Source organism: Microcoleus sp. A006_D1 (assembly GCF_036702805.1).
Classification (GTDB): domain Bacteria; phylum Cyanobacteriota; class Cyanobacteriia; order Cyanobacteriales; family Microcoleaceae; genus Microcoleus.
The window spans coordinates 90,130-102,431 of sequence record NZ_JAUBVZ010000016.1 but is presented as its reverse complement, the minus strand read 5'-3'; the positions used below and the strand labels follow the sequence as shown (position 1 = coordinate 102,431).

9 protein-coding genes are annotated in these 12,302 nt (G+C 47.7%); 3 read left to right on the top strand and 6 right to left on the bottom strand.

What is annotated here, in order from left to right; all coding sequences use genetic code 11:
- Positions 1 to 18: 18 nt before the first annotated feature.
- Complete coding sequence (locus QUB68_RS23690; RefSeq protein ID WP_332997035.1) at positions 19 to 1,677, top strand: ABC transporter substrate-binding protein; 1,659 nt, start codon at positions 19 to 21, stop codon at positions 1,675 to 1,677.
- A 164-nt stretch (positions 1,678 to 1,841) separates the two neighbouring features.
- Positions 1,842 to 2,501: a pentapeptide repeat-containing protein gene (locus tag QUB68_RS23685; RefSeq protein WP_332997033.1), complete on the top strand. Its 660-nt coding sequence runs from the start codon at positions 1,842 to 1,844 to the stop codon at positions 2,499 to 2,501.
- Positions 2,502 to 2,686: 185 nt separating this feature from the next.
- On the opposite strand, the gene QUB68_RS23680 is transcribed toward QUB68_RS23685, so the two are convergent.
- From QUB68_RS23680 to acnB, 6 genes are all read right to left on the bottom strand, one after another.
- Positions 2,687 to 3,067: a cupin domain-containing protein gene (locus tag QUB68_RS23680; RefSeq protein ID WP_442923117.1), complete on the bottom strand. Its 381-nt coding sequence runs from the start codon at positions 3,065 to 3,067 to the stop codon at positions 2,687 to 2,689.
- Between the two features lie 153 nt (positions 3,068 to 3,220).
- Complete coding sequence (locus QUB68_RS23675) at positions 3,221 to 3,550, bottom strand: type II toxin-antitoxin system VapC family toxin (RefSeq protein ID WP_332997031.1); 330 nt, start codon at positions 3,548 to 3,550, stop codon at positions 3,221 to 3,223.
- 135 nt (positions 3,551 to 3,685) lie between these two features.
- The gene (locus QUB68_RS23670) at positions 3,686 to 4,111 is read right to left on the bottom strand and encodes a hypothetical protein (RefSeq protein WP_332997029.1); all 426 of its coding nucleotides are present in this window, start codon (positions 4,109 to 4,111) and stop codon (positions 3,686 to 3,688) included.
- Positions 4,112 to 4,304: 193 nt separating this feature from the next.
- Complete coding sequence (locus QUB68_RS23665) at positions 4,305 to 4,757, bottom strand: nucleic acid-binding protein (RefSeq protein WP_332997028.1); 453 nt, start codon at positions 4,755 to 4,757, stop codon at positions 4,305 to 4,307.
- The gene (locus tag QUB68_RS23660) at positions 4,754 to 5,140 is read right to left on the bottom strand and encodes a hypothetical protein (RefSeq protein ID WP_332997026.1); all 387 of its coding nucleotides are present in this window, start codon (positions 5,138 to 5,140) and stop codon (positions 4,754 to 4,756) included. Before QUB68_RS23660 ends, QUB68_RS23665 begins: the two co-directional genes overlap by 4 nt.
- 232 nt (positions 5,141 to 5,372) lie before the next feature.
- Positions 5,373 to 7,988, bottom strand: a complete 2,616-nt coding sequence (acnB, locus tag QUB68_RS23655; RefSeq protein WP_332997024.1) for a bifunctional aconitate hydratase 2/2-methylisocitrate dehydratase — start codon at positions 7,986 to 7,988, stop codon at positions 5,373 to 5,375.
- A 332-nt stretch (positions 7,989 to 8,320) separates the two neighbouring features.
- Here acnB and QUB68_RS23650 point away from each other — a divergent pair, with 332 nt between their 5' ends.
- Positions 8,321 to 12,301, top strand: coding sequence for an EAL domain-containing protein (locus QUB68_RS23650; RefSeq protein ID WP_332997022.1), 3,981 nt, complete (start codon positions 8,321 to 8,323; stop codon positions 12,299 to 12,301).
- Position 12,302: the final 1 nt, after the last annotated feature.

Sequence of the window (12,302 nt, the reverse complement as noted above, 5' to 3'; positions counted from 1 at the left end):
GAGTGTCAACAAATAACTATGAAAATCAACAAGCTGCCGCCGAGAATATCTATAAAACCTTCAGCGATCAAAATTATAGCTCTGTTCTGCCTGTGCTGCTTGTTAACGGCAAGTTGCGGACAAGGAGCTTCTCGATCGCCCAATTCGCCCAATTCGCCCAATTCGCCCAACAACGATCGCGTTACAATTGGCACAACCTTGAAATTGCGGACGATCGACCCTGCGGACGCTTACGAAACCATATCTGGGCAATTGCTGCGAAATTTGGGCGACACTCTCTACACCTACGAGTCGGGAACGACAAAGTTAATCCCCCACTTGGCCACAGCAATGCCAAAAGTTAGCAAAGACGGATTGACATATACAATCCCCCTGCGTCAAGGCGTTATTTTTCACGACGACACACCGTTTAACGCCGCAGCAATGGAATTTTCCTTGCAGCGGTTTATCAAAAATGGCGGCCGTCCGTCTTTCTTGTTGGGCGATGCAGTAGCATCGGTGAAAGCGACGGGCGAATATGAATTAACTTTTCAACTCAAAAAACCTTTTGCAGCGTTTCCTTCTCTGCTGACATTTGCCGGTCTTTGTCCGATTTCTGCGAAAGCTTACGAAATTGGGGACGGTAAATTTAAACCGGATACGTTTGTGGGAACTGGGCGCTATAAACTTGCGAAGTACGGTAGCGATTCTCTCAGGTTTGACGTGTTTGATAAGTATTGGGGAGAAAAGCCGGTTAATAAAGGTATTGACATTTTGCTGCTTTCTAGTTCGTCAAATTTGTTCAATACTTTTCGGACTGGTGCGATCGATATAGCTTATTTATCCCTGGATGCGGATCAAGTTCGCAGCTTGGACGAGGGAGCGAAAAAAGGGAAATGGCAGGAAATCGCGGGGGAGAGCAGTACAGTTAGTTATATGACGCTGAATATCAATTCTAAACCGCTGGATAAGTTAGAGGTGAGACAGGCGATCGCCGCGGCGATGGATCGGCCCCTGATTAACGATCGCGTCCTCCGGGGACAAGCACAACCGCTGTACAGTCTGATTCCCACAACCTTCGACGTTAATAAACCGGTGTTTAAAGAACTGTACGGCGACGCCAACACCGCCAAGGCCAAGGAATTGTTAACCAAAGCGGGATATTCGGCCGCCAATCCGTTTATTCTGCAAATTTGGCATCCTACTGGTTCCACAAAGCGAGCGTTAGTGGCGAGTACGATCGCAGCGCTAGCCAAACTCAAAATGGACGGGATAATGCAGGTAGAAGTTAACAGTGTCGAATCTCCGACTTTGTTTCAGAATATAGAGAAGGGGATTTATCCTGCGGTGTTAGTGGATTGGTACGCCGACTTTTTCGACGCTGACAATTACATTCAGCCGTTTTTGGATTGTGCGACGGGTTCGGCGGCCAGCGGGTGCTCTAAGGGTGCTAGTCAGGGTCAGGGTTCGTTTTATTATAGCGATCGAGTAAATCAACTGATTGCCAAGCAGCGCCAAGAAGCAAACCCTCAAACCCGCAAAGCTTTGTTTGGCGAAATTCAGGACATACTAGGTAGAGATGTACCTTTCATCCCTCTTTGGCAGGATAAGGACTATACTTTTGCTCAGAATAATATTACTGGTGTCCGTCTAGAACCGACGCAATCCTTTCCTTTTTGGTTCCTGAAAAAGCAATAATTGTTTACAATCAATTTGTGGAGTTGAAACGTTCATAACCATATCATATTTTGTGCACAACAGGGTGATGATTGTCACAGTTTATCGAAGAGACTAATCACCCAACTCTCTCAAAAAATGTTGGATATTATTAGAGAGAGAGAGACATCGCTGAGGGTGAGTATATGAAATTTGGAATCTTAACAACAACAGGGCTGCTAATCGCGATCGCTTTTGCTTCTGGAGTGAAAGCAGAAAACGTATCGCAAGTCAAGCAACTATTAGAAACTAAAAAATGCAGCAAATGTGACTTGACAGGAGCGCAGCTTGGTGGTATGAATCTCAGCGGGGCAGACTTGAGCGGTGCAAATTTGAGCGGTGCAAATTTGAACGGTGCTAACCTCAACGAAGCCAAACTCAACCAAGTAAATCTTACACAAGCTAAATTGCAAGGTGCGAGTTTAATTGCGGCTAAAATGCACGGGGCAAATTTGGAAGGTGCTGATTTGAGCCGCGCTAACCTGAGTCTCGCTGGTTTAGTAATTGCCAGTTTGAAAAATACCAACCTCACCAGCGCTAATTTAATCGGCGCTAATTTGGAAAGTGCTAATTTGGCAGGTGCGAACCTGAGAAATGCCCGTCAGTCTGTAGCGAATTTAGCTAATGTCAGCCTCCGGGGCGGCAGTTTGTCGGGAATAGATGTGATGGGAGTCAACTTGCGGGATGCTAATTTGACCGGCGCTAATTTGACGGGCGCTAATTTGAACGGTTCGGACTTGACTGGTGCTAATTTAAAGGATGCCAATATGGCAAATGTGGATTTGAAAAACGCTGCTTTGCCGTAGGACGATCGCCAATTGCTATATCACACTATCGTGTTTAACAACCTTAATATAATGATGTAGGGGCAATTTCCGAAATTGCCCCTACAATTTTAAGTGCCGTAATTTTAGTTTTCCGTTCAGCCTCAGATGAATGAGGACTGAAGTCCGAACGATCAAACCTAAGAGTTATTTAACTTGATTTGAGATCAATCTTCGTCAGCGGCATCTTGGGGGAAACGGATAATGTCATCATCACCCAGGTATTCGCCATTTTGGATTTCAATCATCACCAGAGGAATCACGCCGGGGTTTTCCACGCGGTGAGCCGTATTCATGGGCACGTAGGTTGACTGTTTCTGCATGAGAATGGTCTCTTTGTCGTCGCAGATAACTTTAGCGGTACCGGAGACGACAACCCAGTGCTCGCTGCGGTGATAGTGCATTTGGGTGCGGATGTGGTGTCCCGGTTTGACTTCGATGCGATTGATCTTGTAACGATCGCCCGCGTCTATGACTGTAACTTTACCCCAAAACCGGGTTTGCGAGGCATCGTCCATTTTTTCGATTGTGTCCACTGTTTCCACCATCCTGTTGATCTCGCTAACGGTGTCTGTAGAAATATCTATAGTTGAAAGTATATCAGGGACTGCGTAAGTGCGATCCTCTTCGTTGATGAGCCTCCCGTAGGGGCGGGCTTCGCTAACGGGCTTTGGCTTAAGTTTTTCTCTCATCATCCAGCTTTATGAAATTAATCGCCACTCGCGAGCATCCACAAATTGAGACAAATGCCCCACATTTGTGGTAGCAATCACCACCTCATTTCCTTGATTTGCTAATAATATAGCTTGAGCCGCCAAAATCACATCGCCATCAAGTGAATTGGGATCTGCCGTTGGCCTTCCTCTCAGTCGCGCATCCGCCCACAACTGAGCAGCTAGAAGCATTGCATCTGTGGAAATAGGAAGGTATTGAATCAGAGTTTTGAGTAAGTCAAGTTGTCTGATGCCTGCCACCTTACCCGCACGAATTAACTCGCGTCGAACTTCATAGTCAGCGAGTTCAGGGAGCACAGCCTTATAACCCTGCGACGGTAAAGAGTCCAGCCAAAGTTGGCACTCTAGAGTTAGGGGCGTGGATCTGGGATTTGTGATCATTCCGAGAGGCCCAGAATCCAAAATTACAAATTTGCTCATGGATCTAGTTTATTAGATAGAAACGCCACCTTGATCTAAAGCCTTACTGAGAATTTCCCAGGTTTCTTTTTGCTCCTCTTCATCTCCCTCTTCTCGCCATAATCTCAGGGTTTCGCTCAAAGCTTTCTGCCTTGCTGCATCCACAACTGGATCGGGGTTGTTCAAATCGTACTTAACTTTTTCCCAAGCATCTACTGGTTCGCCTTTAATCATCACACTTTCGCGAAACAGGCGAATAATCTCAAGTAAATTCGGCCAGTATGCTTGAGGAATTTTATCAATCTCCAAAACGATCCATTCCATAGACGCTTTGGGCGGTGAAACAGAGGTAGGTTGAGGAGATGCGGTTTCTTTCTCCGCTACAGAAATAGCTGGGGATGTTTCCGATGAAACAGAGCTAGCTGGCGGGAGTTCGCTTTCTTTAACTTGTTCAGGCATAATCATCTCCTTGGTGTCACTTACTCTTTAGTTTAGCAAAATAGTCTATAGCCTTTCTCAGAAAGATCAGGTACGCGAACGGCATAGGGCATAGGGCATAGGGCATAGGGCATAGGGCATAGGGCTATGGGCATACCTGACTTTTTTGAGAACCGCTATATATTGAAATTTGTTACTTGTTAAAACTTGAACTTTACTGGATCGATCGCCATTCGCGAGCATCCACAAACTGAGACAAATGCCCCACATTTGTTGTAGCAATTACCACCTCATTCCCTGCATTTGCTTCCAAGATTGCTTGAGCCGCCAGAATCACATCGCCGTCAAGTGCATTGGGTTCTGCCGTTGGCCTTCCTCTCTTTCGTGCATCCGCCCACAACTGAGCAGCTAAAAGCATTACCTCCGTAGTCAAAGGACGGTATGTCAGGACATTTTTAAATTTGTCAAGCTTTTTAAGACCATTCTCTTTTCCGGCTCTAATTAACTCGCGCCGCACCTCATAGTCAGCAATTTCAGGCAGGATTACCATTGCGCCATTATCTAGTAACGATGCTAGCCAAAGTTGGCATTCCAAATAAGGAGGTTTGGCTTGAGGATTTGTCACCATTCCTAATGGGCCGGAATCCAAAACAATTATTCTGCTCATGGAAACAATGGTCGATTAGACATCCGATCTTCATTTATCACTTGTTCAAGATATTCCGCAGTTTCTTTTTGTTCTTGTTTATCATCATCATCCTCTCGCCACGATCGCAATAATTCGATCGCAGGTTGATTTCTTTTGATCCTTTCCTCCTTCGAGAGTTTAGTAAAATCTACATTTTCAGGTGTCTCGGCGGGTTCCGATAATTCGGGCTTAACTGTCACAGTTTCCAGAAATAACCGCATCATCTGAAGCAAATTCGGCCAATATGCTCTCGGAGTTTGCTGAATTACACTGAGAAACTCTACAATTTCATTGCCAATGCGAGTTTCTGGCGCTGAAGTTGCTGTCGCTGGACTTTCACTGATTAAAGCTTGGTCAGACATATTTTTTTATCCTTTGTCGGATTTATTATGAAGTGCGATCGCACGATTTACGAAAAGAAACCCGGTTTCTATGATAAATCTAGGATTGGGCTGTTAGAGATCCAGACAGAAATCTGGTTTCTAGTGGGGCTAGGGCGGGTTTCTCAATATCCTGGATGTGAATTAGAGATTGTTGGTGAACCCGCCCCTACTTATATTGTAAACAAAAGGCAGGCGATCGCCCGCCCCAAATTTACTTGCTCAACACACCCTCAGGAATCCCCAAAATATCCTCAATCCGAGGCATATCTTCCAAAGCAATCACTCGCCCTTCATCCTCAAAACCAGCAATTTGATCGAAATTCAAATAGCGATACAAATCGCTAGCAAAAGGATTGATTTTCTTCGCCACAATCTCCATATATTCTTCGACTGTGGGAATGCGACCTAACAGCGAACAAACAGCCGCCAATTCCGCCGAACCGAGATAAACTTGCGCGTCTTTTCCCATGCGGTTGTTGAAATTGCGAGTCGAAGTTGAAAACACAGTCGTCGCATCTTTAACCCGGGCTTGATTGCCCATACAAAGACTGCATCCCGGCATTTCTGTACGCGCTCCAGCGGCTCCAAAAATGCTGTAATAACCCTCTTCTTTCAGTTGCTGTTCATCCATCCGAGTTGGCGGACAAATCCACAGTCGAGCTTTCACTTCTCCTGAACCTTCCAACACCTTCGCAGTGGCGCGGTAGTGACCGATATTTGTCATGCAGGAACCGACAAATACTTCATCTACCCGATCGCCCGCAACCGCACTCAACAGCTTCACATTATCCGGGTCATTCGGTGCAGCCACAATGGGTTCAGTAATCTCGTTGAGATCGATTTCGATGATTTCCACGTACTCCGCATCAGCATCAGCCTCCAGCAACACCGGATTAGCCAGCCATTCCTCCATCTTCGCCACCCGGCGCATCATCGTCCGCGCATCTTGATAGCCCCGCGCCACCATGTTTTTCAGCAGCGCGACATTAGAACGAATGTACTCAGAAACAGTCTCCACACTCAATTTAATCGTGCATCCGGCGCAAGAACGCTCGGCCGAGGCATCGGTCAATTCAAAAGCCTGCTCGACCTTCAAATCGGGCAAACCTTCAATCTCCATAATCCGCCCAGAAAAGACGTTGATCTTATTCTGTTTCGAGACTGTCAGCAAACCTTTTTGAATTGCAATATAGGGAATTGCATTCACAACATCCCGCAGCGTTACTCCCGGTTGCAATTCACCTTTGAAGCGCACTAAGACCGATTCCGGCATATCCAAAGGCATCACGCCCAAGGCAGCAGCAAATGCCACCAATCCCGAACCCGCCGGAAAGGAAATTCCCAAAGGAAAACGAGTGTGAGAATCGCCGCCAGTTCCCACTGTATCGGGCAATAACATCCGGTTCAGCCAAGAGTGAATAATGCCGTCTCCGGGACGCAAAGCTATTCCCGCCCGCTGTGCCATGAAATCGGGCAATTCGTGGTGAGTTTTGACATCAACTGGTTTCGGATAAGCGGCGGTGTGGCAGAAACTTTGAATTACCAAATCGGCGCTAAATCCCAAACAAGCAAGTTCTTTCAATTCGTCGCGAGTCATTGGCCCGGTGGTATCTTGGGAACCGACTGTGGTCATTAATGGTTCGCAAGATGTACCGGGACGAACGCCGGACAAACCGCAAGCTTTCCCTACCATCTTTTGGGCTAAGGTGAAGCCTTTTCCGGTATCGGCGGGAATAGTTGGGCGAGTGAAAATCGGGCTGATTTCTAGTCCTAAAGCTTCGCGGATTTTGTCGGTTAAAGTGCGTCCGATTAATAGCGGAATTCGGCCGCCGGCGCGAACTTCGTCTAGGATTGTGTCGGGTTTGAGGGTGAAGGTGGAGATGATTTCTCCGGCTTCGTTGGTGATTTCGCCTTTGTAGGGATGGATGGTGATTACCATGCCGGTTTCCATTTTGGCGACATCGCATTCGATCGGCAATGCGCCGGAATCTTCAGCGGTATTGAAGAAAATCGGGGCGATCGCACTTCCGAGAATATAACCGCCGTTGCGCTTGTTGGGCACAAACGGAATATCGTTACCGATGTGCCACAGCACGGAGTTGATCGCCGATTTCCGCGAGGAACCGGTGCCGACAACATCGCCGACGTAGGCGACGGGATGGCCTTTTTGCTTCAATTGGGCGATCGTTTCCAGAGCTCCGGGCATCTTGCTTTCCAGCATCGCCAAAGCGTGCAAGGGAATGTCCGGCCGTGTGGTAGCCTCGGGTGCGGGAGACAAGTCATCGGTATTAGTTTCTCCGGGGACTTTAAAGACTGTAACGGTAATGGCTTCGGCTAGTTCGGGGCGGCCCGTAAACCACTCGGCAGCAGCCCAAGAATCCACTACCTGCTTGGCGTAGGGATTGGTATCCGACAGGGCGAGAATGTCGTGGAAAGCGTCGAATACTAACAGAGTTTTGCTCAAGGCGCGGGCTGCGGTGGCGGGAATGGCGGTTTCGGCAGTGGGATTGAGTAAATCGATTAAAGATTGGACGTTGTAACCGCCCATCATTGTCCCCAGCAGGTAGACTGCCCATTTGGGAGCAATTAGGGGGCTGTGGATTTCGCCTTTAGCAATGCCGGTTAAAAAACCAGCTTTGACGTAGGCGGCGCTGTCTACGCCGGGGGGCACGCGATCGCGCAATAATTCAATTAAGGCTTCCTCTTCCCCCGGGGGCGGATTTTTCAGCAATTCGCAAAGTTCTGAGGTTTGCTGGGCGTCTAGCGGCAGCGGTGGAATTCCCAAGGCGGCGCGTTGGGCAGCGTGTTGGCGGTAAGATTCAAGCATTTCTCTTCTCTCCTCGGATACTGTTGGGTAGTTGTTTGCAGGTGACATTACTTTTTAGATTAGGGGCTGGTGCTCTCTTGTTGGGCAAAGTACCCCGCTATACATAAAAACTTAACGCAACATCAGAAACTGTAGATATTCATACTAAAGACAGATGTGCCCTCCATCTGGAGGGCACATTAAACTCCAAGGGAGCAGTTTTGGGCTCTTCAGTTGCATTCTTCTGGTTAAGATTAATGTGGTGGGGGTACTGTCGATCGTCCTCTGCATCTGAGAATCGTCAGTTACCACAAGTTTAAAAAATTTGTCCGAAGAAATGGATCAATTAAAAAATGGAAAGTTTTATCCCTGAAAACTGTCAAGACTATCAGGGCTGTGCATCTAAGCCAGACTTGTACCAAGAGTTGCAAGCAACTAAAGAATTACTGCTGACGATCGCCAATTCGATGCCGATGCCCATGATCGTCAGCAGTCTGGCTGACGGCACAATTCTTTATAGCAACGATTTATGCCATCAGGCTTTCGGGCTGACAGCATTTGAGTCGATCGACCGCCAAAAAGCCTCCATCCTCTACAACAACCCCGCAGAGCGCCAGGAACTGCTGAATATGCTCGCTCGCAACGGACACGTGCGCGAAACAGAAGTCCGCCTCAAAAAAGCTGACGGCGCGCTGTTTTGGGCAACAGTATCGATGCGGTATTTGACATTGCTGTCACAAAAAACTGTGCTGTCGGTGTTCTGCGACATTACCGAGCGCAAGCTAGCCGCCGCCAAGGAGCAGGAATTGCTGGCGTCAATCCACTTGCGGGCCCGCCAGCAAGCAGCCGTCGCTTACTTGGGGCAGCAGGCGCTGGCGGAAACGGATTTGTCCGCACTGATGGACAAAGCTGCGGTGTTAATTGCCCAAACCCTAGATGTCGAGTATTGCCAGTTTTTGGAACTGTTGCCATCGAGTCATACTTTTCTGCTGCGAGCGGGAGTTGGCTGGCAGCCCGGACTTGTCGGTAGTGCTACTGTTACCGCTTCTGCCCGATCGCAAGCAGGTTACACATTGCTAGTCGATGAACCGACGATTGTCGCAGATTTGCGGGGGGAAACGCGCTTTAGCGAGTCGCCGCTGCTGCACAACCACCATGCTGTCAGCGGCGTGACTGTGATTGTTCCCGGCAATCGGGGAGTGGCAAAAAAGAACTGGGGACAAGCAGAACCAGCGAATACTGCTGAGTCGCCTGTCTGGGGGATTTTGGGGGTGTACACCAAGCAACCGCGGGTTTTCAATCAAGATGACGTTTATTTTGTAGAAGCGATCGCCAATCTGTTAGCTGCGGCGATCGAGCGCATTCGATCGCAAGAGCGCTTGCAAATGATGGAACGGGCGATGGAGAGTACCAGCAACGGCATTGCGATCGCCGACGCCACAGTTGCAGATTATCCAATCATTTATGTCAATCCCAGTTTTGAGCGGATCACCGGTTATGGGCGAGACGAATTAATTGGGAAAAATTGCCAATTTTTGCAGGGGGAAAACCCGAATTCCGCTGCTGCAAAAGAGCTGCAAACTGCTATTGCCGAAGGTAAAAAATGCCAAGTCATATTGCGTAATTTTCGGAAAGACGGCACGGCTTTTTGGAACGAACTTTCTATTGCTCCGGTCTACAACTCGCAGCGACAGTTGACTCACTTTATTGGAGTTCAAACCGATGTCACCGACCGCCAGCGCTCGGAAGAAGAACTATTTTTAAAGTCTCAAGATTTAGCCAGCTTCAGTGCAAATCTCAAACACTTGCACCGGATTACAACTTATCATTATCAAAATTTTCAAGAACTGGTTGATGATTATCTAACAGCAGGCTGTTTGATTTTTGGACTCTCTATTGGTATCCTGGCTAAAGTTGAAAGTCAATCGTTTATTATTCGTTCCGCGATCAGCGAGTTTAAATATTTTAAAACAGGATTAAAATTAAATCTTAGCGATACTTACTGTGCGCCAGTGATTAAATCGAAAAAAACCATCGCGTCTTCTCGCATCAAAGAAATACTGCAAACGGGCGACCATAAAGTTTATCAAGATTTGAACATACAGTCTTACATTGGGACGCCGATATTTGTCAACGATAAAATTTATGGCACTTTGAGCTTTTGTGCGCCAGAAGTCAGGCTGAAAAATTTTGAATCGCAGGCAAGAGAAATCATAGAATTGATGGCTCAAAGCATCGGTAAATTTCTGGCGGCTCACAAAATGGAACTGGAACGCCAGCAAGCGGAAAAAGAGCGCTGCGAGTTGATAGTATCTCTTCAAGAAAGTGAAGAACGCTATCGCCGTTTAGTAGAATTATCTCCCGAGGCGATCGCCGTTCACAGTCAAGGGAAAATCGCCTACATCAATGCAGCAGGCGCTAAACTCCTGGGTGCCAGCTCTCCGGCAGCGCTAATCGGCTTTCCGGTATTGAATTTCGTCCATCCAAATTATGTGGAAACAACCAGAGAACGCATTCGGCAAGTCGAAGAAGAAAATCAGCCGATAGAGCTTGCGGAAGAAAGACTGATGCGGCTCGACGGACAAATAATCGACGTTGAAGTTGTCGGCATCCCCGCTACTTATCAAGGCTCCGCCGCCGCCCAGATTATTATCAGAGATGTCACGGAGCGCAAGCGAGTAGAAAAGCAACTCCTGCACGGCGCTTTTCACGATGCGTTGACGGGTTTGCCCAACCGCGTTTTGTTCATCGACAGACTAGGACAAGCTATCCGCCGATCCAAACATTCCCCCGAATACAAATTTGGTTTACTTTTCCTAGATTTAGACCGCTTCAAAGTAGTTAATGATTCTTTAGGACACATTCTAGGAGACAAACTGCTAGTCGCCTTCGCGCACCGACTGCAAACCTGCGTGCGCGCTTCTGATACCGTCGCCCGGCTGGGGGGAGACGAATTCACTATTTTGCTAGACCACATTCAGAGCCTCAGCGACGCCACCCAAGCAGCTAACAGGATACAAACAGAACTGACTTTACCGTTTAATATCGAAGGACACGAAGTATTTACCACCGCTAGTATCGGCATTGTTTTCAGTGGAGGCGAAGTGCCAGCATCCGACGCAAGAGGCGAATCGAATCTGTACGCTCACCCCGAAGAATTCCTGCGCGATGCTGACATTGCTATGTACCGCGCTAAAGCTTTGGGAAAGGCGCGTTACGAGGTGTTTAATTTGGCGATGCACGATCAAACTATCTCGCTGTTGCAGTTAGAAACTGACCTGCGGTCGGCTATTTTTGGTAAGGAGGAATTAGGTTCGAGTAAAGATGAATGTTCGCACTTTATTGTGCACTACCAACCGATTGTTTCGATCGCCAGCGGTGCGATCGAGGGTTTTGAGGCTTTGGTGCGCTGGCAGCACCCGGTTCGGGGTCTAGTGCCGCCGTCTACTTTTATTCCTGTAGCTGAAGAAACTGGCTTGATCGTGCCTTTGGGAGCCTGGGTGCTGCGGGAAGCTTGCCGACAATTGCGCCTTTGGCAAGAAATGTTGATGGAAGAAGGAAGTTCGGCAGCGGATTTTGTAACGGATTTAACGGATGTAATGGATTTAACTGATACAGGGAAGGAGGAAAAGGGCAGTTCGGCAGCGGATTGTGTAACGGATTTAACGGATGTAAGGGATACAGGGAAGGAGGAACAGGGCAGGAGGAACAGGGCAGGAGGAACAGGGGGAAAATTGCCAATTACCGATTCCCAATTTCCAATTCCCAATTTCCACTTTCCAATTATTGACCCTTCGCAATTAACAATCAGCGTCAATCTTTCTCCGAAACAGTTAGGTTTCCCGAATTTAATTGAGCAAATCGATGAAATTTTGGCAGAAACAGGCTGCGATCCGAATTGTTTGAAATTGGAGATCACTGAAAGCGCGATCGTAGAAAATGTGGCTAAAGCTAATATTGTACTCGCCCAATTAAAAGGTAGAAATATTCGATTGTCGATCGACGATTTTGGTACTGGCTATTCGTCTTTGAGTTACTTGCACCGCTTTCCGCTGGATACGCTGAAGATCGATCGATCTTTTGTGAGTCGGCTGGGTGCTGTCGAAAACGGTGACGGCGGGGGTCAGCCTTTGCAGATTGTGCGGGCGATCGTAACTTTGGCTCACAATTTGGGATTAAATGCGATCGCCGAAGGTGTGGAGACAGCCGAACAATTAGGACAGCTTCGGGAACTAGACTGCGAATTAGCTCAGGGATATTGGTTTTCTAAACCTTTGGACAGTTTAACGGTGACAGAAATGTTGATAAATATGGGCAATATGAAGTCTGGTTAAA